This is a genomic window from Actinomadura meridiana (assembly GCF_039537545.1).
Classification (GTDB): Bacteria; Actinomycetota; Actinomycetes; order Streptosporangiales; family Streptosporangiaceae; genus Spirillospora; species Spirillospora meridiana.
On the sequence record NZ_BAABAS010000019.1, the window covers coordinates 56,423 to 78,282 of the forward strand.

The 21,860-nt window shown below is 72.4% G+C and carries 17 protein-coding genes and 1 riboswitch; of the genes, 5 read left to right on the forward strand and 12 right to left on the reverse strand.

Annotated features, from left to right (window positions below; translation table 11 throughout):
* Position 1 precedes the first annotated feature (1 nt).
* Together ABD808_RS25150 and ABD808_RS25155 are read left to right on the forward strand one after the other, a co-directional pair.
* Positions 2-1,474: a hypothetical protein gene (locus tag ABD808_RS25150; protein ID WP_344900879.1), complete on the forward strand. Its 1,473-nt coding sequence runs from the start codon at positions 2-4 to the stop codon at positions 1,472-1,474.
* Complete coding sequence (locus ABD808_RS25155; protein ID WP_344900881.1) at positions 1,471-2,796, forward strand: AAA family ATPase; 1,326 nt, start codon at positions 1,471-1,473, stop codon at positions 2,794-2,796. Before ABD808_RS25150 ends, ABD808_RS25155 begins: the two co-directional genes overlap by 4 nt.
* On the opposite strand, the gene ABD808_RS25160 is transcribed toward ABD808_RS25155, so the two are convergent.
* Positions 2,793-3,581, reverse strand: a complete 789-nt coding sequence (locus tag ABD808_RS25160) for an ABC transporter ATP-binding protein (protein ID WP_344900883.1) — start codon at positions 3,579-3,581, stop codon at positions 2,793-2,795. The genes ABD808_RS25155 and ABD808_RS25160 overlap by 4 nt on opposite strands.
* A 111-nt stretch (positions 3,582-3,692) precedes the next feature.
* Between ABD808_RS25160 and ABD808_RS25165 the strand changes: the two genes are divergently transcribed.
* Together ABD808_RS25165 and ABD808_RS25170 are read left to right on the forward strand one after the other, a co-directional pair.
* Positions 3,693-4,208: a hypothetical protein gene (locus ABD808_RS25165; RefSeq protein WP_344900885.1), complete on the forward strand. Its 516-nt coding sequence runs from the start codon at positions 3,693-3,695 to the stop codon at positions 4,206-4,208.
* A gap of 369 nt (positions 4,209-4,577) precedes the next feature.
* On the forward strand, positions 4,578-5,192 hold the full coding sequence (locus ABD808_RS25170) for a hypothetical protein (protein WP_344900887.1): 615 nt from the start codon (positions 4,578-4,580) through the stop codon (positions 5,190-5,192).
* A 14-nt stretch (positions 5,193-5,206) separates the two neighbouring features.
* Here ABD808_RS25170 and ABD808_RS25175 read toward each other — a convergent pair whose 3' ends face one another.
* Positions 5,207-6,667: a coiled-coil domain-containing protein gene (locus tag ABD808_RS25175; RefSeq protein WP_344900889.1), complete on the reverse strand. Its 1,461-nt coding sequence runs from the start codon at positions 6,665-6,667 to the stop codon at positions 5,207-5,209.
* Between the two features lie 99 nt (positions 6,668-6,766).
* Positions 6,767-7,723, reverse strand: a complete 957-nt coding sequence (gene pip, locus ABD808_RS25180) for a prolyl aminopeptidase (RefSeq protein ID WP_344900891.1) — start codon at positions 7,721-7,723, stop codon at positions 6,767-6,769.
* Positions 7,724-7,779: 56 nt separating this feature from the next.
* On the opposite strand from pip, the gene ABD808_RS25185 reads away from it, so the two are divergent.
* Positions 7,780-8,004 (forward strand): hypothetical protein, encoded by a 225-nt coding sequence (locus tag ABD808_RS25185; RefSeq protein ID WP_344900893.1) that lies wholly within the window; start codon positions 7,780-7,782, stop codon positions 8,002-8,004.
* Positions 8,005-8,018: 14 nt separating this feature from the next.
* Here ABD808_RS25185 and hrpA read toward each other — a convergent pair whose 3' ends face one another.
* The 9 genes from hrpA to ABD808_RS25225 form a co-directional block, all read right to left on the reverse strand.
* Positions 8,019-11,957, reverse strand: a complete 3,939-nt coding sequence (gene hrpA, locus ABD808_RS25190) for an ATP-dependent RNA helicase HrpA (protein WP_344900896.1) — start codon at positions 11,955-11,957, stop codon at positions 8,019-8,021.
* A 152-nt stretch (positions 11,958-12,109) separates the two neighbouring features.
* Complete coding sequence (locus tag ABD808_RS38605; protein WP_425548982.1) at positions 12,110-12,271, reverse strand: hypothetical protein; 162 nt, start codon at positions 12,269-12,271, stop codon at positions 12,110-12,112.
* Positions 12,272-12,314: 43 nt separating this feature from the next.
* Positions 12,315-12,683 carry an aldo/keto reductase gene (locus tag ABD808_RS38610; protein ID WP_425548979.1) on the reverse strand — a complete coding sequence of 123 codons (369 nt, stop codon included), beginning with the start codon at positions 12,681-12,683 and terminating at the stop codon, positions 12,315-12,317.
* Between the two features lie 68 nt (positions 12,684-12,751).
* Complete coding sequence (locus ABD808_RS25200; RefSeq protein WP_344900898.1) at positions 12,752-13,546, reverse strand: enoyl-CoA hydratase/isomerase family protein; 795 nt, start codon at positions 13,544-13,546, stop codon at positions 12,752-12,754.
* Positions 13,547-13,577: 31 nt separating this feature from the next.
* Positions 13,578-14,198: a TetR/AcrR family transcriptional regulator gene (locus ABD808_RS25205; protein ID WP_344900901.1), complete on the reverse strand. Its 621-nt coding sequence runs from the start codon at positions 14,196-14,198 to the stop codon at positions 13,578-13,580.
* A gap of 38 nt (positions 14,199-14,236) precedes the next feature.
* Entirely contained in the window at positions 14,237-15,490 is a 1,254-nt protein-coding gene (locus ABD808_RS25210; protein WP_344900904.1) for a glycosyltransferase, read from the reverse strand.
* The gene (locus ABD808_RS25215) at positions 15,474-18,380 is read right to left on the reverse strand and encodes a bifunctional glycosyltransferase/CDP-glycerol:glycerophosphate glycerophosphotransferase (RefSeq protein WP_344900907.1); all 2,907 of its coding nucleotides are present in this window, start codon (positions 18,378-18,380) and stop codon (positions 15,474-15,476) included. The genes ABD808_RS25210 and ABD808_RS25215 overlap by 17 nt, the downstream gene beginning before the upstream one ends.
* Before the next feature lie 215 nt (positions 18,381-18,595).
* The gene (locus ABD808_RS25220) at positions 18,596-19,354 is read right to left on the reverse strand and encodes a CHAP domain-containing protein (protein WP_344900910.1); all 759 of its coding nucleotides are present in this window, start codon (positions 19,352-19,354) and stop codon (positions 18,596-18,598) included.
* Positions 19,355-19,366: 12 nt separating this feature from the next.
* A riboswitch (cyclic di-AMP (ydaO/yuaA leader) is annotated at positions 19,367-19,523 on the reverse strand.
* A gap of 414 nt (positions 19,524-19,937) precedes the next feature.
* On the reverse strand, positions 19,938-21,836 hold the full coding sequence (locus ABD808_RS25225; RefSeq protein ID WP_344900913.1) for a PP2C family protein-serine/threonine phosphatase: 1,899 nt from the start codon (positions 21,834-21,836) through the stop codon (positions 19,938-19,940).
* Positions 21,837-21,860 lie beyond the last annotated feature (24 nt).

The following is a 21,860-nucleotide window of genomic DNA, read 5'->3' on the forward strand; positions in this document are numbered from 1 at the left end:
AATGAGCACGTTGAGTTCGCTGGCCCGGCTGGAGGCGGCGGCGGCCGGTGTCGCCAGGCCGCTCGCGACGGTGCGGCACTGCCATGTGTCGGACGCGCCGCTGGTGCTCGTCCCGTTGAAGCTCGCCGGGGAGGCGGCGGCGCCGCTGGCGGTGATGGTCGGGTCCGCGCCCGGCGATCCGGCGGTGCTGATCGTGCCGCAGCCCCGCAACCGTGACCTGCGGTTCGCGTTCGCCGCCGGGCTGGCGAGGCGCGTCCTGAACCACATCGAGGCGAGCCGTGGCGAGGTGGAGGAGCTGCCGCCGAACAAGGACGGCGACGCGCGAATCCGCTACAGCGACGCGCCTCAGCTGCTCGTCCCGAACCGGGGCGGCGTCGCGTTCCTGCGGATGATGGGGCGGTCGACGCGGTTCCGCGACACGGAGGGCCCGTACGCGGTCGACCCGGCGGTCCCGGTGCTCGGACGGTGGCTGACCTGGTACGCCGACCGGCACGACCATCCCGGGTCGGCGCTGCTGGGCGCGATGACGGAGCTGCTGCGGCTGCACTGGGCGACGGGCCAGAGCACGCTGGAGGACGGCAACCTCGCCGCGCTGACGGGCTGGATCGCCCCGCCGGACGGGTTGGACGGCCCGTCCGCCGCCGTCCGCGCCGAGGACCCGGTGACCTGCCCTCCGGCCGGGCCCGCGACCGACCCGACGTTCGACAACGAGGTGCTCGCCCCGGCGATCGCCGCCTACGACCGGTCGGGCCCCGGGTCCCGCGCCGAGGAACGGCTCCGCACCGCCCTCACCGGGCAGCTCACCCCAACCTGGGACCTGATGTGGCAGGCCGTCGACCTGCTGCGCGCGCTGCCGGAGGGCGCGAGCGTGCCGAAACGCTGGGAACGCGACCGGGACGCCTTCACCCACTACCACCAGACGTTCGGCGAGGCGTATCCGCAACCGCGCCGCGACCCTCCCGTCCGGGCCGCGCGGCGGCTGCACGACCTGGAGCGCGCGCAGGACGCCTACGACGCGCAGCGCGCGTTCGACGACCCGCTCGTCATGGCCGAGCACCGGCTCTCGGGCCAGGCGTTCGGCGGCGTCGTCACCGAGTGCGACCCCGCCCGCTTGGACGAGTCAGGCAAACGCCCCAAACTCCGCCCGCACCTGCGGGTCGACACACCGGACCCGGTGCGGCTCGACGCCGGGACGACCGTGTGCCACGCGGCACGTCCCGCGCTCAAGGGCAAGGTCGTGGAGGTCGGCGACGGCGGCGTGCTCGTCGAGCTGACCGGCGGGATGGGCCGCAAACTCACCCCCGAGCCGGGCGCCGTCCCCGGGGTCGGCGACCGCGTGTGCTTCACCGCGCTGACGGACGGCTCGTTCGGCGCCGCGAAGTTCCCCGACCGCGAGGACACGCCCTGGACGCACGGCGGCCCGCCCGGCGAGTACGTACCGACCGAAGAGGACGCGGAAGAGGACTGGTCGTGACCGAACCGGCAACCCGCCACCCGTCCCCGGCGGACGCGGCGACGCGCGCCGTGGAGGGCGTCCTCGCCGATCTCGACGGGGGGCACCGGGGCGTGGTGGTCGACTCGCCGCCGGGCGCGGGCAAGTCGACGCTGGTGGTCCGCGCCGCCGCGCACCTCGCGGCGGCGGGCGAGCGACTGATGATCGTGGCGCAGACCAACGAGCAGGTCGACGACCTCATCGACCGCATCGCGGAGGAGCATCCCGCGATCACGCTCGGACGGCTGTCGGCGTCGGGGTACGCGCCGTCCGAGCGGGTGCTGGCGCGTCCCGGCGTGCTGGTCGCGCAGAAGGCCGCCGACCTGGCCGAGCACACCGTCGTGATCGCGACCGCCGCGAAGTGGGCGACGCTCACGGACGGGTCGTGGCCGTGGGCGATCGTGGACGAGGCGTACCAGATGCGGTCCGACATGCTGCTGCGCATCGCGGGCCGGTTCGAGCGGGCCCTGTTCGTCGGCGACCCCGGGCAGCTCGACCCGTTCTCCACGGTCGAGGTCGAACGCTGGGCGGGCCTGACGTGGGACCCGATGCGCAGCGCCGTGTCCGTGCTGCTGGCGCACAACCCCGACCTGCCCGTCCACCGGCTGCCGGTGTCGTGGCGGCTGCCCGCGTCGGCCGCGCCGGTCGTGTCGGAGGCGTTCTACCCGTTCACCGGGTTCCGCGCCGGGACGGGCCCGGGCGACCGGCGGCTGGAGTTCGGCGCGCACGGCATGGGCACCACCTACGACCGGGCGCTCGACGAGGCCGCCGCCACCGGCTGGGCCCTGTACGAGCTGCCCGCGCGGCACACGCTGCGCACCGACGCCGAGGCCGTCCGCGCGACGGCGGCGCTGGCCGTCCGGCTGCTGCAACGCGGCCCCGTCGCGCACTCCGAACGCGGAACGAACCCCGTGGACGCTTCGCGCGTCGCGATCGGCGCCGCCCACCGCGACCAGGTCACCGCGATCCGCGCGGCGCTCGGCCCGCACGGCGCCGGGATCACCGTCGACACCGCGAACCGGCTCCAGGGCCGCGAGTACGACGCGACGGTCGTGCTGCATCCGCTGTCGGGGCGCCGCGACGCCACCGCGTTCCACCTGGAGTCGGGACGGCTGTGCGTGCTGACGTCACGGCACCGGCACGCCTGCGTCGTGGTGGCGCGGGCGGGCATCCCCGAACTGCTGGACGCGCACCCGTCCGCCGAACCCGTGCACCTCGGCGTCCCGGTGAAGTTCCCGGACGGCTGGGAGGCCAACCAGTCGGTCCTGGCACACCTGGCCCGGCACCGCGTCCGGGGCGACTAGACCGGTCCGGCGGTCGCGGCCCAGCGGCCGTTGTGGTGAGTGATCGTGATCGGGTGGTCGAAACAGGCGCTGACCTGCTCCGTCGTCAGGACCTCCCCTGCGGCGCCGGACGCCAGCACCTGCCCGCCCCGCAACAGCAGCGCGTGACTGGTGCTGGTCGGCAGCTCCTCCAGATGGTGCGTGACGAGGACGGTCGTCAGGTCAGGACGGTCCGCACGGAGCTGGTCCAGGCTCGCCAGAAGGCGTTCGCGGGCCGCGACGTCCAGGCCGGTCGCGGGCTCGTCCAGGAGCAGCAGCGGCGGGTCGGGCATCAGCGCACGCGCGATCAGCGTCCGCCCGCGCTCCCCCTGCGACAGGTTCGGCCAGCGGGCGTCGATCCGGTGCGTCAGGCCCATCAGCTCGACCAGCTCCCCGGCACGGCGCAGCTCGTCGTCCGACGGCGTCCAGCGCGGGACCAGCTCGATCGTCCCCGTCACACCCGTCAGGACGATCTCCCGCACGGTCCGCGCCGACTCCAGCGGATGCCGTGGGTTGACCTGCCCGATCAGCGGGCGCAGCTGCTGGACGTCGACGCGCCCGAGCCGCCGCCCCAGGATCTCCACCGACCCGCGCGTCGGATGCGTGTAGGCGCCCAGGATGCCGAGCAGCGTGCTCTTTCCCGCGCCGTTCGGGCCGATGAGCGCCCAGTGCTCGCCGCGCAGCACGGTCAGCGTGACCCGGTCGAGCAGCGACCGCCGCTCCCGGATCAGGTCGATCTTGTCGGCGTTCAGAACGACGTGGGACACGGAACCTCCTGGGAAGACACACACGGTATCGAAGATCGCGCCACCCGGTACGAGGCGGGGGCCCGGCCGGATACTGTGAGATTCGGTGCCTCAGCGATCAGGGGGAGGGGCATGGAGGACATCGGCTTCATGTGCGCCCGTTGCGGCGGCGAGGTCCACGACGTCACGCACAACCGCGAAGGATCGGTCGACGGGGTCGGGTACCGGCACAACCGGCGTGTGGAGCCGTGGGACCACGAACTGGAGCTGGCCGTGGGCGAACCCGCCCCCGGCGACCAGTCCTGCGACTTCTGCGGGGCCACCGGGCCGAGCTGGCTCTACTACCCCACGCTCGACCCCGAGGACACCGACATGTTCGAGGTCGAACTCGATACCACGCACCTCTCGGACGACGACACCGCCGTCGCCGTCCTGAACATGCTCTACCCCTGGTACGCGTGCGACACCTGCTCGGTCCTGGTCGCCGACCGCAACGTCGACGTCCTCATCGACCGCGCCCTTGACCTCACCCCCGTCCCCGAGGACGGCCCGGTCAACGAGGAAACCGTCCGCGCCCGCCTCCAAGGCTCCCTCTCAGTGTTCTTCACCACCAGGCCAGGCCGCCCTCAGCCGTCAAGAGCTCTGTAAGCCCAGGGGGCTGTGTTTGTCCAAGGGGGCGACCCCCTGGAACCCCCGTCAGCGACGCAGGCGATCCTCACGACGCGTTGCGGTTTTTGGGGCCTGTCGCGGTTTCTGTGCGTCGCTGCGGTCGCCTGCGTCGGCGGGTCGCGCGACCTCCGGCGCTGGGGCGCCTCCGGCCGCCCAACCCGTGACTGTGGTTGAGGTCTTGTCCAAGTGCGGGGACTGCGCCAATGGATTGTCCTTGGGAGTGATTATGATCGGTGCCGTTTTGGGTTCGGGTGAGCACGGGGGATTCAGGTGATCATTGAGACTCGGTTTTGTGGGCCTGATGGGTCTGGGAACGGGGGGTATGTCGCGGGGCGTCTTGCGGGGCGGGTGCCGGTTGACACGGTGACGGTGACGTTGCGGTGGCCGCCGCCGCTCGACACCGAGTTGGACGTCAGCGTGGAGGACGAGCGCGGGCACCATGTGCGGCTGTGGGACGGGGAGTCGCTGGTCGCGGAGGCGCTCGCGGGGGCGATCGTGGTGCCGCCCATCGCGCCCGTGCCGTTCGACGAGGCCGTGGTGGCGGCGGAGAAGTACCGGGCGGCGGAGAACCATCCGTTTCCGCGCTGTTTCGTGTGCGGGCCCGAGCGGGAGCCCGGCGACGGGCTGCGGCTCGAACCTGGGCCCGTCGCCGACGGCACGGTCGCGGCGCCGTGGGTGCCTGACCTGGTGCCCGCGCGGGAGTTGCTCTGGGCTGCGCTGGACTGTCCGGGCGGCTGGGCGTTCGACGTGGCGGGGCGTCCCGCCGTCCTCGGCACGATGACCGGGCAGGTGATGGACGTGCCGGACGCCGGTGAGCGGTGCGTCGTCATGGGGTTCGCGCGCAGCCGTGAAGGGCGCAAGATGCACGCGGCGACGGCGCTCTACGGCGCGGACGGACGGCTGCTCGGCCGTGCCGAGCAGATCTGGATCGAGATCGACGACCCGGCGGCGTTCGGCCGCTGAGCGGCCGCCGTCCGTCAGGGACCGGCGAAGAGGGGGTCCTCCCGGTCGACGCCGTTGATCGGGCGGCCCCGGCCGTCCTGCGGAGGGGCCTCGGGGGCGGCGGCGGGCGGGGCGAGCGGCCGCTGGGACGGGGGCGGGAGCGGCAGCGGCGCGGGGCCGCCGATCGGTGGCGGGCCCGGGGGCATGCCAGCGGGGAGGGGGCCCGTGCCCTGTGGGGGCGCGGGGACGCCGCCGGGCATCCGGCCGCCCGGGGGGATGTTCGACGACAGCGTGTTGTGGGTGAACTGGTCGATCTGGCGGCGGGCGCGGTCGGCCTCGGCGCGGGCGGCGTCGCGTTCCTCGGCGAGGGCGGTCAGCGCGGCCTGCTGCTCGCCGACCGACTGCGACAGCTGCCGCAGCTGCACGGCCTGGTCGTTGAGCTTGGCGGTGAGGTCGTCCCGGTCGGCGGTGGCGGCCTGCGCGTGGGCATGGGCGGCGTCGCGTTCCTTGACGGCCTCCTCGGCGCGGGCGTGGGCGCGCACGACCTCCGCCTCCGCCTCGGACTGGGACCGCAGCGCGGTGGTGCGTTCGGCCTCGGCCTTGCTGGTGGCCTGCATGGCGCGCTGCCGCTGCGCCTCGGTGTCGCGCATCGCGTTGCGCAGGTCCTCGGCGCCCTGCTTGGCGACCGCGGCCTCGACGCGCTGCGCCTCGACGGCGCCCTCCGCCTCGGCGAGCTTGGCGTGCAGGCCGACGAGTTCGGCGCGGGTGCTCTCCAGCGCGGCGAGCAGCTCGGTCTCACGGGCCGCGACCCGGTCCCGTTCGCTCTCGGCGGCGAGCTTGGCGGTCATCGACTGCTGCGCGACCTGGTGGGCTTCCTCCCACGCCTGCTGCGCGGCGTCGCGCTTGGCGGTGGCGACCTTGGCCTCCTCGACGGCGCGGGCGTTCTCGCGCTCCGCCGTGTCGGCGCGTTTGCGGGCGGACGTCGCCTCCTGCCACGCCTCCTCCGCCTTGCGCTGGGAGGCGTCGCGTTCGCTCTGCGCGATGGCCAGCTCGCGGGCGGCCTCGGCCCGCACCTCGGCGACGCGCCGTTCCACCCCGGCGACGCTCAGCTCGGACGTCAGCGAGTCCGCGAGGACGTCGGCGGCCCGCTCCAGCCGTTCGACCATCTCCCAGGCGGAGGCGACCTGGCCGGTGAGGCCGGGCGCGTCCCGGCCTCGTTCGCGCCGGTCACGGGCCTCGCGGGCGCAGGCGCCGTCGTTGTCCTGGCAGTACCGGACGGTGCGCACCGCTCCCACGGGCTGCGGGACGGGACGTCCGCAGTTGGCGCACGGCCACACCGTCACGGGGTCGCCCATCCGGGCGATCGCCGTCTCTCCCGATTCGCCGGACGTCTCGGAACCGGCGCTTCCGTCCCCCGCGCCTTCGGAGATCGCGCTCTGGGGAGCCGCGGCCGTCCCCTCGGGGCCGCTATTGTCGCGCTCTTCGCTGTTAGGCATGGAATGAACCTTACGCACTGATCCTCAGCGGTGCAGTGACTTGGGGGTACATCTGCGGGGCGCACCCGCCGTGCCGATGCGGCCACGCCCCGCGAACATCTAGGGGGCGAATCGGTCGGTGGCCTCGATCAGCAGGTGGCGGGTGCCGGGCTCGGAGCCGCCGTGGCCCGCGTCCTCCACGATGTGGAACTCCGCCTCGGGCCAGGCCCGGTGCAGGTCCCATGCCTGGTCGGGCGGTGTCTTCATGTCGTAGCGGCCCTGGACGATGACGGCGGGGATGTGCCGGATACGGTCCACGCCCGCGAGAAGGCCCTCGTCCGGGAGGAAGCATCCGGCCGCGATGTAGTGGTGGGTGATGCGGGCGAACGCCATGATGACGGACTCGTCCAGGTCGGGCGGCGGGACGGGCAGCAGCGTGTTCGCGGTCAACTCCCAGCCGATCCACGCCTTGGCCGCCGGGACGCGGACGGCAGGGTCCGGGTCGGTGAGACGACGGCCGTACGCGGCCAGCAGGTCATCCTGCTCGGACGCCGGGATCGCGTCCCGGAACGCCGCCCACTCGGCCGGGAACAGGTGCGCGGCGCCCGTCGGGGTGAACCCCCACGCCTCGTCGGCCGGACGGACCAGCCACACGCCGCGCAGCACCATCTCCGTCACACGGTCGGGATGTGCCTGCGCGTAGGCGAGGGCGAGGGTGCTCCCCCAGCTTCCGCCGAACGCGAGCCAGCGGTCGATGGACAGGTGCTCGCGCAGCCGTTCGATGTCGTCCACCAGGTGCTTCGTCGTGTTGCGTTCCAACGACACGTTCATGTCGCCGGCGTGCGGGAGACTCTGGCCGCAACCGCGCTGGTCGAACAGCACGATCCGGTAGGCGGACGGGTCGAAGAACCGCCGGAAGTCGGGCAGGATCCCGCCGCCGGGCCCGCCGTGGAGGAACACCGCGGGCTTGCCGTCGGGGTTTCCGCACATCTCCCAGTGGATCCGGTCGCCGTCGCCGACGTCCAGCAGCCCGGACTCGTACGGCTCGACGGGCGGGTACAGCTCTCTGTTCGCCATGCCTCCCAGGAATACCCCACTAACGATCATGCTTCGCCCGCCGCTAGCCTCGCCGCATGACGACGGCGAGGTGCACGCAGTGCGGGGGCGAGGATCTGGAACCGGGCTTCGTCGAGGACGCCGGGGACCACTCCCGCGGGTACGCCCGGTGGATCCCCGGACCACTGCAACGGGGCGTGTTCGGGGGTGCGCGGCGGATGGGCAAGCCCCGCTGGCAGATCGACGCGTTGCGGTGCCGTTACTGCTCGCACCTGGAGCTGTTCGCCCGCGTCCCGGTCTGACCTACAGCTCGGCCCTATAGCTCTGACATTGCCTTGCGGATGCGCTTGTCGGAGACGGGGTAGCGCGTCCCGAGCTGCTGGGCGAAGAGGCTGACGCGCAGTTCTTCCAGCATCCACCGGATCTGCCGCGCGGAGCGTTCCTCACGGCGGGCCGGGTGCAGGCGGCGCAGCGCCTGGTCGTACTCGCGGGACAGTTCGTCGACCTGGTGGGAGAGCATCCGGTCGCGTCCCGGGTTGTCCGGGAGCTTGTCGAGCCTGATCTGGAGGGCGCGCAGGTAGCGGGCCAGGTCGGGCAGCCTCGCCCAGCCGGTCGCGGTGACGAAGCCGGGGTGGATGAGGGCGGCGAGCCGCGCGCGGACGTCGGTCAGCGCCGGAACGAGCGTGAGGCTCGTGGTGCCGCGCAGCCGCCGTTCCACCTCGTGCGCCTCGGCGAGGACGCGCTCGACCAGCGCGACGACGTCGGCGGTGGCGTCGTGCAGGTCGGCCCGGACCTTGTCGAACAGGGCGCGGTAGCCGTCCCCGTCCCAGGCGGGCCCGCCGCCCTCGGCGATGAGCCGGTCGGCGGCGGCGGTGAGACAGTCGTCGAACAGCGCGGGGACGGATCCGTGCGGGTTGTGGCTGAGCGCGAGCTTGCCCTTGTTGGTGAGGCGCGCCTGGACGAGCTTCAGCGGCGACGGGGCGTTCAGCAGGATCAGCCGCCGGGTCCCGAGCCACATGGAGCGCGCCTGCTCGGCCTCCGTCTCGTACATGCGGACGGAGACGCTCTCGCCGTCGTCGGTGAGCGCGGGATACGCTTTGACGTCGTATCCCGCCTGGTTGCGTTCGTAGGTGCGGGGCAGTTCGCCGATCGTCCAGTCGGTGAGGCCGGAGACCTCGATGGTGGACGCGACCTTCGACAGCGTTCCGCGCACCTTGCCCGCGAGGCGGCGTTTCAGCTCGTCCAGGTCGGTGCCCTCGCCGAGGGCCCGGGTGGACGTGTCGCCGTCGACGACGCGGAACGTGATGCGCAGGTGTGCGGGCAACCGGGACGGGTCCCACGCCTCCCGCGCGACCGGTACGCCCGTCATCTCGGTCAGCTCGCGTTCCAGGGCGTCCAACAGCGGTTCGGTGCGCGGCGCGACGCGGTCGAGGACCTTGCGGGCGTAGTCGGGCGCCGGGACGAAGTTGACGCGCAACTGCTTGGGCAGCGACCGGATCAGCTCGGTGACCAGTTCGGCGCGCAGCCCGGGGACCTGCCATTCGAAGCCGTCCGGCCGCACCTGGTTGAGGATCTGCACCGGGACGTGGACGGTGACGCCGTCGGCGTCGGTGCCCGGCTCGAACTGGTAGGTGAGGCGCAGCCGCAGCGGGCCCTGTTTCCACACGTCCGGGTAGTCGGCCTCGCGGACGCCGTCGGCGGTCTCGTTGATGAGCATCGACTTCTCGAACCCGAGCAGGTCGGGGTCGGCGCGCCGGGCGGTCTTCCACCAGGTGTCGAAGTGCCGTCCGGACACGACGTCCTCGGGGACGCGCTCGTCGTAGAAGTCGAAGAGGGTCTCGTCGTCGACGAGGATGTCGCGGCGGCGTGCCCGGTGCTCCAGCTCCTCCACCTCGTCGAGCAGGGCCCGGTTGTCGTGGAAGAAGCGGTGGTGGGTCTCCCAGTCGCCCTCGACGAGGGCGTGCCGGATGAACAACTCGCGGGACAGCCCCGGGTCGATGCGGCCGTAGTTGACGCGGCGGTCGGCGACGATCGGCACCCCGTAGAGGGTGACCTTCTCGTGCGCCATGACGGCGGCCTGTTTCTTCGACCAGTGCGGCTCGCTGTAGTTGCGTTTCACCAGGTGTTCGGCCAGCGGCTCGACCCAGTCGGGTTCGATCTTGGCGTTCACACGACCCCAGAGCCGGGACGTCTCGACCAGCTCGGCCGACATCACCCAGCGCGGCGGCTTCTTGAACAGCGACGACCCGGGGAACACGGCGAACCGCGCGCCGCGCGCCCCCAGGTACTCCTGGCCGCGCCGCTGCCGGTCCTTCTTGTCGGCGTCGGCGAGGCCGATGTGCGACAACAGCCCCGCGAGCAGCGACATGTGGACGTGGTCGGGCGCCGCGTCGGCGGTGTTGAGCGTGACGCCGAGCGACTTGGCGACCTGTTTCAGCTGGCCGTGCAAATCCTGCCATTCGCGGACGCGCAGGAAATGCAGGAACTCGTTCTTGCACATGCGCCGGAACGCGCTGCCCGACAGTTCCCTCTGCTGTTCGCGGAGGTAGTTCCACAGGTTCAGATACGCCAGGAAGTCGGACGCGGGATCGGCGAACCGGCGATGCTGGTCGTCGGCGGCCTGCTGGTTCTCGGCGGGACGCTCGCGCGGATCCTGGATGGACAGCGCCGCCGCGATGATCAGCACCTCGCGGACGCAGCCGTTCTTGTCGGCCTCCAGGACCATGCGGCCGAGCCGAGGGTCGACGGGAAGCTGGGCGAGGCTACGGCCGAGCGGGGTGAGTCGCTTGCGCGGGTCCTGCTGGGACGGGTCGATCGCGCCCAGCTCGTGGAGCAGGTCGACGCCCGCCTTGACGTTGCGGCGGTCCGGCGGCTCGACGAACGGGAACGCGGCGATGTCACCCAGGCCGAGCGACGTCATCTGCAAGATGACGGACGCCAGGTTGGTGCGCAGGATCTCCGGGTCGGTGAACTCGGGACGCGACTCGAAGTCGTCCTCGGAATACAGCCGGATACAGACGCCCTCGGAGACACGGCCGCAGCGTCCCTTGCGCTGGTTCGCCGACGCCTGTGACACCGGCTCGATCGGGAGCCGCTGCACCTTCAACCGGTGGCTGTACCGGGAGATGCGGGCGGTGCCGGGATCGACGACGTACTTGATGCCGGGGACGGTCAGCGACGTCTCCGCCACGTTCGTCGCCAGCACGATCCGCCGCCCGCGATGTGTCTGGAACACGCGGTGCTGCTCGGCCGACGACAGCCGCGCGTACAGCGGCAGGACGTCGGTCGCCTCCCGCCGCCGCGTGAAGTGCTTGGTCAGCGCGTCGGCGGTGTCACGGATCTCCCGCTCGCCGCTGAGGAAGACCAGCACGTCGCCGGGGGCCTCGCGGCCCAGTTCGTCGACGGCGTCCAGGATCGCCTGGACCTGGTCGCGGTCGGGATCGGCGGACGGGTCGTCCGGGTCGGTGACGGGCCGGTACCGGACCTCCACCGGATACGTCCGCCCCGACACCTCCACGATCGGCGCGTCGTCGAAGTGCTCGGAGAACCGCTCCGGGTCGATCGTCGCCGAGGTGATGACCACCTTGAGGTCGCGCCGGCGGGGCAGGATCTCCTTGAGGTAGCCGAGCAGGAAGTCGATGTTCAGGCTGCGCTCGTGCGCCTCGTCGATGATCAGCGTGTCGTACTGGCGCAGCAGCCGGTCGGTCTGGATCTCGGCGAGCAGGATGCCGTCCGTCATCAGCTTGACGAGCGTGCCGTCGCTGGACCGGTCGGTGAAGCGCACCTTGTAGCCGACGGTGTCGCCGAGTTCGGTGCCGAGTTCCTCGGCGATGCGGTCGGCGACGGTCCGGGCGGCGAGGCGGCGCGGCTGGGTGTGCCCGATCGAGCCGAGCACGCCGCGTCCCAACTCCAGGCAGATCTTCGGGATCTGGGTGGTCTTGCCCGAGCCCGTCTCCCCCGCGACGATCACGACCTGGTGGTCGCGGATCGCGGCGAGGATGTCGTCCTTCTTCTGGGCGACCGGAAGCTGCTCGGGGTAGCCGATCGCGGGCACGGCCAGGCGCCGCCGCTCGACGCGCCGTTCGGCGGCGTCGATGTCGGCGGTGATCTCCTCGGCGGCCGTCGCCTGCCGCGCGGCGTCCCGCATCTTCCCCACGCCGTCGATCCGGCGGCGCAGCCGGTGCTGGTCGCGCAGCATGAGCCGCGACAGCCGCGCGCGCTGCTCGGCGAGCGGCGATCTCACAGGTGTCCTCATAACCGTCAACGAAGATAGGGGTTCGGGTTCCGCCCGCCACACCGGGCTCCGCCCACCCTGCAAACCTCCGCACCGTAACCGGAACGCCCTCGGAAAGCGATCCGTTTTCCGGGCCCCTTGGACAACGCCGCCCGCCGGAAGGGAATTCCAGCTCAGTAGCGTCCGCCAACGGCGGCGGGAACCGCGTCGAGTCCGGCGAGGTCGGTCACGGTGAGGTCGAGGTCGGCGGCGGCCGCGTTGTCGCGCAGGTAGCGGGCCTTCTTGGTGCCCGGGATGGGGACGACGTGGTCGCCCTGCGCGAGCGTCCATGCGATGGCGACCTGCGCCGGGGTGGCGCCGTGCCGGGCCGCGACGGTCTTAGTACAGGTCGATCACGTCGGTGCCGAGGCGGCGCAGGCTGTCCTCGGCGGACGCCTTCACATGCTCCGGCGTGTCCCGCCTGCTGACCCCCAGCGTGGACACGTCGTCGACGACGAGGCCGGTCTTGGTGGCGATGAACGCTTCGTCCCTGCGGCCCGCGAGCGCGCGGCCGAGGAGCGACTCGTTGTGACCATCGCCGTAGGGCTGCGCGGTGTCGAGGAAGGTGACGCCAAGGTCGAGCGCCTCGTGGATCAGCGCGATCGACGTGTCATCGTCGCACTCCGACTCGGCGTAGGCCCAGCTCATCCCCATGCAGCCGAGACCGACCGCGCCGACCGGCGTGCCCGCGACATCGCGTGTCCTCATAGCTGCCCCTTCCGTTGGGCGCGGGCGATCATGCGGCCACGATATCCGCCGGACTCCGCCGGTTCCTCCTAGCGGCCCTCGAAGCGGGGCGGGCGGCGGGCCGCGAACGCGGCGCGGCCCTCGGCGAAGTCGGCAGTGCCGAACAGCGTGGCCTGCGCCTCGCCCTCGGCTTCCAGCAGCCGGTCCAGGTCGTCGCTTGGACGGGCCAGCAGCCGTTTGGCGGCGGTGACCGAGAGGGGTGCGAGCGCGGCGCCCTCGGCGGCGAGTTCCAGGGCCTTCTCCAGGGCCTCGCCGGACGGGACGAGCGTGTCGGCAAGGCCGATCTCCAGGGCGCGGGGGGCGGGGACGGTCCGTCCGAACACGAGCATCTCCTTGGCGCGGCCCATCCCGACGCGCTTCGGGAGCGTCCAGAGCAGGCCGCCGTCCGGGACGAGCCCGACCTTGCCGAACCCGGCGACGAAACGGGCGTCCTCGGCGGCGACCACATGGTCGCAGGCGGCGGCCAGGGAGACGCCGAGCCCGGCGGCGGCGCCCTCGACGGCGGCGATCACGGGCGTCCCGCAGGTCACGATGATCCGGACGGCCTCGTGCAGAGGCGCCAGGCGCGCCTTGACGGCGTCCGGGCCCGCGCCGTCCATGGACCGGACGTCGCCGCCCGCCGAGAACGTGCCGCCCGCGCCGGTCAGGACGATCGCCCGGACGTCCGGGTCGTCCGCGGCGCGCCGCAGCTCCTCCATGAGCCGGTGCCTGGTCGGGATGTCGATCGCGTTGCGCGCCTCGGGCCGGTCCAACGTGATCACCCGTGCCGCGCCGTGGTCCGTCACCGCGACGACGTCGCGTCCCGGCCCCGTGGAGTCACCCATCCACCCTCCCGCAATTTTCTATACAATATAGCTACTGTTTCGTCTGGAGGCCGTCGAGGACCAGGGCGAGGTACTGCCCGGCGATGTCGTCGGCGGACAGCCGCCCGCCCGGCCGGTACCAGGTGGCCGCGACCCAGACGGTGTCACGGATGAACCGGTGGATCAGGTCCGGGTCGAGGTCGGCGCGGAAGGCACCCTCCGCCATCCCCCGGCGCAGCAGAGTCAGCCACATCTCCTCGAAGCGGCGGCGTGACTCGTCCAGGTAGTGGAAGCGCTCGTTCGCCGCCAGGTGCCTGGACTCGTTCTGGTAGAGCACGACGGCGGGCCGGTGCCGGTCGAGCGTCCGGAACGACTCCCGGATGATGCCTTCGAGGGTGTCGCGGGCGTTGAGCCCCCTGTGCAGGACGCTTTCGTAGGCGGCACACAACTCGTCCAGGAAGGTTGACAGGATCTCGTCCGCCATCGCCTCCTTGGACTCGAAGTGGTAGTAGAGGCTGCCACCGAGGATCCCGGCCGCGTCGGCGACCTTCCGGACGGTGGTGGCCGCGTAGCCCTGGGAGGCGAACACCTCGGCGGCCGTGGCGAGCAGTTCGGCACGCCGTTTCGCGCGGGCGGCGGCGGTGCCCTCGCTGTCGCGCCGTCGTGGACTCATGCGTGGACCCTCACGAGGCGGACTCTACAAAACAGTTGTTAGAAAGAATCGCTCCGCACGACCGGATCCGATTCGGCCGCCTCGGCTGTTTCGGCTGCTTCGGCCGTGTCGGTCGTGTCGGTCGTGTCGGTCGGTAGGTCGCGGTGGAGGAGGTCGAACAGGCGGTCCCAGCGGGCCAGCACCGCGTCGGGGTGGAAGCGCAGCACCGAGGCGCGGGCCCGTGCCCCCACGGAGCGGCGCAGGTCCGGGTCGTCGATGAGGCGTTCCAGCTCCCCGGCGAAGGCGGCGACGTCGCCCGGTTCGACCAGCACGCCGCCCCGGTCGTCCCCGAGCAGGGCGCGGACGCCGGGCGCGCAGTCGAACGCGACCGTCGGCAGCCCGTACGCCATGGCCTCCAGCACCGACATGGGGAAGCCCTCGGCCCGCGACGGCAGCGCGAAGACCGACGCCTCGACCAGCGCCTCCTCCACGTCGCCGACCACGCCCCTGAACTCCACCGAGGGCGACAGCCCGGCGGCGTCGGTCCGTGCCCGCAGCCGCTCCCCCTCCGGCCCGGCGCCGTAGACGTGCAGCCGCCAGCCGGGGTGGCGTGGGGCGACCCGCTCCCACGCCTCCAGCAGCAGATCAACACCCTTCTCGTGGGACAGGCGGCCGACGCACGCGACGACGGGCAGGTCGAGCGTCGGGTGTACGTCCGGCGTGACGTGCAGCGCGTTCGGGATGTGGTCGACGTTGGTCATGCCGTCCCGGGCCCAGGCGTCGGCGTCCTCGGCGGTGAGGACGAGCATCCGGTCGACCCCGGCGTAGTGCTCCCTGACCCGCCGGTACCGCGACGACGCGCTGGTGGCGGCGTACGACTCGTGGCTCATGCCGATGACCCGCAGCCCCGACGTGTCGGCCAGCCGGACCCACTCCATCGCCCACACCTGGGCCGCGATCACGACCGCGCCCGGACGGGCCGCCGCGAACAGCTCCGACAGCCGTGCGGCGCCGCGCCGCTGGGCCGCCGACCGGCGCAGCTCACGGGCACGGGCCACGACGTCCAGGCGCTGCCCGAGCGTGGTCGGGCGCCAGGCCATCGCGGGCGGACGCCAGTCCCGGTGCAGCACCTCGACGGAGTAGGAGCCGTCCCGGCCGTGGTGGTACGGCTGCCCCTCGCGCGTGATCCCGACGAGCGAGACCCGGTCGCCGCGTCCGGCCAGCAGCCGCGCCAGGTGGTGCGCCCAGCGTTGCAGGCCGCCCATCACGTCGACGTTGTTGCACACGATGAAGACGTCACGCGGCGCGGCCATCGCGTCCCTCCCCCTGGCTCGACGGTGCGGCGCCGAACAACCGGTTGGCCACGGTGCGGGCGGCGGTCCCGCGATCATGCTCGCCGAAGCGCGCCGCGAACGCGCGGCGCCGGGAGGCGTGGACGGCGGCCGCGGCGTCCAGGCTCGCGAGGGCGGCGACGAGCTCGTCCTCGGTGCGGGTGATCGGGCCGGGGGTGTGCCGGTCGAGGTCGAAGTAGCCGGTGGTGCGGTCCCTTCCGTCCGGGAGGTGCAGGACGATCGGTCGGTCCAGCAGCGCGAAGTCGAACATGATCGAGGAGTGGTCGGTGACCAGTGCGTCGGCGAGCAGCAGCAGAGGGGTGACGTCGGGCACGTCGCCGACGTCGCGCATGACCGTCCCGGCGCCCGCAGGGACGTCGGCGCGGCACAGGTAGTGCGGCCGGACCAGGAGCATCAGCTCCCCGCCCAGCTCCCGCGCGAACACGTCGGGGGCGATGGGCGGTCTCAGGGTCCTGACCAGGCGTCCGGCCCGCCCGGTCGCGAACGTCGGCGCGTACAGGACGGCGCGGCGGCCGTCGTGCAGACCGAGGGCGTCGCGGAGTTCGGCGACCTCGGCGGCCAGCTCCGGGTCGCCGTCCACGCCGTTGACCAGGGGGTCGTTGCGCGGATATCCGGCGGTGAGCAGCTCGCCGCGGACGCCGAGCCCGGCGCACAGCGTGTCGGCGTCATGCCCCGACCGGACGAGGAAACAGTCGAAACGCTCCGTCTTGGTCAGCAGCCGCGCCTGCTCGGCGGCGGAGGCCCGCTTGTATCGCGGCTGGTCAAGCCCCATGAGTTTGAACGCCGACCCGTGCCACGTCTGGAGGTAGGTGGTTTCGGGACGTTTGCGGAGACCATCCGGGAAGCCCTGATCGTCCACCCAGAACCGGGCCCGCGCGAGCGCCAGGAAGTAGGCCCAGGAGCCGCGCCGCACCAGCCGCGCGTCCTTCGGGAAGCCCTTGGCGGACGACCGGTACGCCCACACCGCCTCCACCGGCCGCCCCGACCGGCGCAACTCCCGGTAGATGTACTTCGGATTGCCGGAGTACCGCCTGCCCAGGTGGCTCTCGAAGACGACCAGGCGCGGCCGGACGGGCAGCCGGGTCAGCACCCGGTTGAACACGCCCACCTTGGTCTTGCGGGACGTCGCCGTCCGCCGCACGGCCGCCTCCGCCCGCTGGGCCCGCCGGACCCAGCGCAGGGACGGCCGTCCCACCGGGGAACGGGCGGCCCGGCGCGCGGCGGCACCCGCCAGCCGCGCCCACGGAGTGCTCGTCTCCAGGGCGAACGCCAGATGACCGCCGCCGGTGACGTAGGAGCGGAGCCGGTCTCCGCCGAGCCGCGTCAGCCGGGGCCGGACGGGCAGCGCGACGCCGTCCAGCGGCGGAGACCCGGGGCCCTCGCCGAGCCGGGTGACGATCTCCTCGCCGTTCACGCGGAGCCGGAGCCGCACGTCCCAGACCGGGTCGACGAACCCGACGGGCCGGACGCGCGCCAGCGGGTCGAACTCGGCCCACCAGCCGATCCGATCACTCTCATGCCGGAGATCGGCGCGAACCCGCCCCTTCTGGGCGCGGTGCCGCCGGTCACGGAACTCCAGCGTCCCGGATAGTTCGGCGTCCGGCCCGATCCTGGCGAGGGGGTCCAGGACATACCCGGCCATGCGGACGCGGCCGCCCCGCGCCTCCAGCCGCGTCACCGTGTTCGCTGGACGCAGCTCCTTCAGCGGCCGCAGGTGGAAGCCGAAGCCGGTGACGTCCAGGACGCGGGCCCCCAGCGTCCCGGGCGGCGGGGCCGCGCCCCAGAAGACGCGGCCGTCCCGCTCCACCAGCGGGGCGCGCAGTTCGGGCCAGTCGGCGAGGCCGTCGTACTCGGCGGCGGCGAGGGCCCCCGCGTGGTCGCCCTCGCGGACCAGGTACGCGGCGATCGCGGGCAGCGGGTTGGCCTGGTCGAACACCGCCGGATCGAACCCGGCCAGGTACTCGCCCACAAGGTCGAGGAAGCGGGCCCGCCGGTCCGGGTCGCGTCCGCGCAGCTCACGCAGGTGGAGCGCAAGATCATGGTTGACGAACTTGGCGTCGTTGGCCAAGGCCAGGTCGTGCGCGCCACGCCGCGCGAACAGCCGGTCGACACGGCGGTGAATCTCCAGCCGGTCGGCGAAGTTGGCCGGGTCGGCGCGCCTGCCCGAGATAGACGGCGCGGGCGCCCGCTCCCGGACGAGCCAGGTGTAGACGCGGTGCGGGATCAGGACGGTCCGGCGGGACGCCAGGTACGCCTCGGCGGTAAAAAGCAGGTCCTCGTAGTGCAGGTCCTCGACGAACCGGAGGCCGTGCTCGTCCAGGAAGTCGCGCCGGTAGGCCTTGTTGGTCGACAGCGTGTCGTAGAGGAGTTCGGGGTTCTGCTCCAGCGGCCCGTAGACGGCCCGCCGCCGGTAGAGCCACGGAAACCAGGGGCGGACGCGGCCCTTCCCGCCCGCGGGCACGTCCAGGAAGATCCGTTCGCACAACCCGGACACCAGGTCGGCCGCCGCGTCCTCGGCGGCGGCGAGCAGGTTGAGGCAGGCGTGCCGGTCCAGGAGGTCGTCGCTGTCGAGGAACATCACGTACCGGCCGGTCGACGCCTCGATCCCGGCGTTGCGGGGCCGCCCGCAGCCGCCCGAGTTTTCCGGGAGGCGGACGGCCCTGACCCGTCCCGGATGCGCGGCGGCCAGCCGGTCGGCGACCTCGCCCGTCCCGTCGGTGCTCGCGTCGTCGACGATCACCGTCTCGACGCCGCCCAGCGACTGCGCCAGCGCCGAGTCGACGGCCCGTGGCAGCCGCCGCGCGTCGTTGTAGGCGATCACGACGACGCTGACGTCCGGGCGTGCCCGCATGGCCCTCCCTCCGGTTCGGCCGGACAGGTGCAGGATTCCTATCCAGGAACGCCGTGCTGAGGTCCAAGGCCGATCAAAGGCTGTCAATGCTTGGCATTACCCGCCTTCAGCGGAGACATGGGTCGCATCACCCTGGAACGCCCGAAGGCGCCCGGCGAGTCGCCGGGCGCCCTCAGCGCGTGCGGTGGTGCGGGTCCTGTTGTTACAGGTGTGGGTCAGGACGCGTAGTCCGGGTAGCCGTAGCCGACGACCTCGGACTTGTCGCGGGTCTTCTCCTTGACCGCGTTGTCGGTGTTGCCCTCGACGGTGCGGATCGTGCCGTTGCCGTTGTCCTTCACGACGAGGCCGACATGGTCGATGTCGCCGATGTCACCGCTCGAGCCGTTCTTCCAGTCGAAGAAGACGACCGCGCCGGGCTTGGCCTTCTTGCCCCAGCGGTCGGTGTCCTTGAACCAGGTGGCGTGCTTGACGGTGTAGGCGTCCCAGCCCATGTTCTCCACGCCGGTCTGGGCGCCGAGCCACGAGACGAACATGTTGCACCACTGCGCGCCCTTGTAGTCGGCGACCGGGAAGCCGCCGTCACGGTCGGCGGTCTGCTTGGCGTGCGGGGTCGACACATACCACTTGTGGTACTTGGTCATGCCGCCCCTGCCCTCCTTGACGCCGACCTGCTTCTCCGCGAGGTCGATCACCTCGGACGGCTTGACCGCGTGCGGGGGAACCTTGAAGCCCTCCTCGCGCGCCTGAGCGGCGGTCATGCCGGCCCCGGCGGCCTGCGCGGACCCGCTGGACACGGCGCCCTTGTCGACGGCCGCCGCCTGGGCCGCGGTCTCGGCCGCGGCGCTGCCGCCGCCGAGGGGGTTGAACAGCGCGAGCCCGACGGCTCCGGCGAGGACCGCGCCGACGGCGGCACCGACGGCCTTGTCCTCGGCGGCGACATGCTTGAGCGAAAGACGATCGAAACGACCGGTCATACAGGGAATCTCCTTGTCTCCCATGACGCCTACCGGGTTAGCTGACGGATTCGGGCATGGAAGCAGCCCTACGGCGCGACTCTCGGGCGCGCCGATTCACCCCTGGAACCTTGGGTCCCCGGCTCCGTTCCGGTCGGGTGGACCGGTTCGGACTCGGCCTCGCACCGCGGGGGCGCGGTGCTGTGCGGATGTATCTCAGTGACTGATCTTGATGTGCTGGCGCCCCTCGTCGGGCGCATCGCGGGCGGGATCCGCTCCGCGATCTTCGGCCGCAACTCACCCGGCCGGGAGCAACGCATGGGACGCGCTGCGGATTCAGGTAGAAGGTATCAACCTTCGCAAGAAAAGCAAATCAGGCACAAAAGTCCGTCTTGCCTGCTCAAAGCCCTTCCAAGGGACTACCAACACCCTCAAGCCCCGGTGTCTTCCCGATCTTTCTTCGAGGGCCCCGCAGCCCTTTGCCCCGGGGGCTTACCGGAAGCCGATCAAATGGTAAAGAACCCGCGAACGAGCAGGTCACGGGTGCGGTGGCGCGCCGCTCGGGGGCCACATCCGGTGAGACGCACGTCACATGACCGGGCGGTCACTCGACGTGGAGGGCGAAGAGCGTGGTGTCGTCGGCCGCTCGGTCGTGCTCCATGCGCGCCAGGACGTCGTCCAGCAGCATCTCGGGCTGGGTGGCGCAGTCCCGCAGGATGCCGGTGAGGCGCTCGATGCGCTCGTCCAGGTCCGCGTCCCGGCGCTCCACCAGGCCGTCGGTGTACAGGAAGAGCATGTCGCCGCGGCTCAGCCGCGTCGTGACCGTCGTGTACTCCCAGCCCGGCATCGCCCCGAGCATCGGGTCACGCACGAGCTCAAGCGGCACCGCCTCCCCGGCCCGGATCAGGATCGGCGGCGGGTGGCCCGCGCACGTCCAGTCCAGGACGCGCCCGCGCGGGTCGAAGCGGGCGACGACGGCGGTGCCCGTCGCGGGTGGGTCCATGCTGCTCACCAGGTCGTTCAGCCAGCCGACGAGCCGTCCGGACCGCTCTCCCGTGCACATCAGGCCGAGTAGCCCGTTGCGGGTGCGCGCCATCGCCGCGGCGGCGGGCAGGCCGTGTCCGGCGGCGTCGCCGATGGCGAACATCGCGGCGCCGTCTCCCAGCACACGGGTCGCGAACCAGTCGCCGCCGATGCGGGCCGTGCTCTCGGCGGCCAGGCTGCGGATCGCCGTGCCGAGGCCCGGGAGCTGCTCGATCTCGTCCTCGTCGGGCAGGATCGCGCGGCGGAGCGTCACCGCCACCCGCCGCTCCTGCGCCGTCTGCTCCCGCTGTTTCAGCATCTGCCGCCGGGTCTCGGCCAGCGCCCGCTCCACGCCGCGCCGCCGGGTGATGTCCTGGGACACGATGTTGATCGAGACCGGCAGCCCCGAGTCGGCGAGCACCGGCTCCGCGAACACCCACAGATGCCGGGGCCGCCCGTCCTCGCCGATCACGCGGTGCTCGGCCTCCACCGGTTCGCGGCGCGAGAACATCGTCTGGACGGCCTCCTCCACGAGCGGAAGGTCGTCGTCGGCCACCACCTTCGGCAGGTCGTGCGGCATCGGCGGCACCTCGTCGGGCCCGAGCCCGTAGTTGGCGCGCATCTGCGGCGTCCAGTCCGTCTCGCCGGTGGCGAGGTCCCACTCGCCGAACCCGATCAGCGCGAGCCGCTCGACCCGCTCCAGCCGCCGCGCCGCCCGGTCCTCGCGATAGTGGTAGCGCCAGGTGACGCACAGCCCGGTCGGCACGGGCACGCACCGGACGCTCATCCTGGACGACCGGGAGAGGCCGCGCTGGGCCGTCGTGTACGGGAATGAGGAACGTTCCAACGTCGTCCCGTCCGCCAGGACCCGCACGTAGTCGTCGAAGAGGCCGCTCAGCACGGCGCCGGGGTCCGTCTGGAGCAGCCGCCACCCGGTCAGCTCCTCCCGGCCGCGCCCGAACATGTCCCGCGCGACGTCGTTGAGGTCGGCGAACAGCAGGTCCACCAGGGCCCCGTCGGGCTGCCTGACCGGCACGAGATGGGCGCACGAGTCGAGCGCCCCGTCCAGCACGGCCCGCGCCACCGGATCGTCCGGCAGGGCGGCGAGGATCTCCGCGTCGCCCGCGGTGTCCTCGGCCGTCACCCGGCGCAGGATGTCCTCCGCCTCCGACAGGACGGCCTGGCGCTCCGCCGTTGCCTCCTCGGCCGTGGGCGCTCCCCTGCCCGCCGCGACTGCCCCCACCGGACCGCCGTTCTCGTCCTTGACCAGCAGCGACGCCGCCTCGATCAGCTCCATGTCGAGATCGCGCGCGAGCCAGATCAGATGCTGGAGGGCCTCCCCCGGCGGCACCCCGAGCCGTCGGGCCAGCACGACCCGGGCCTCGGACAGCACCGCGCGGTCGTGCGCGGCGTCCCGCAGGTCCTCAAGGTCCGCGACGTGCACCCCGGGCTGCGCCCAGGTGCTCTCCGCATCTGCCAACCCTGTCCCCCGTTCGGCGCTGGG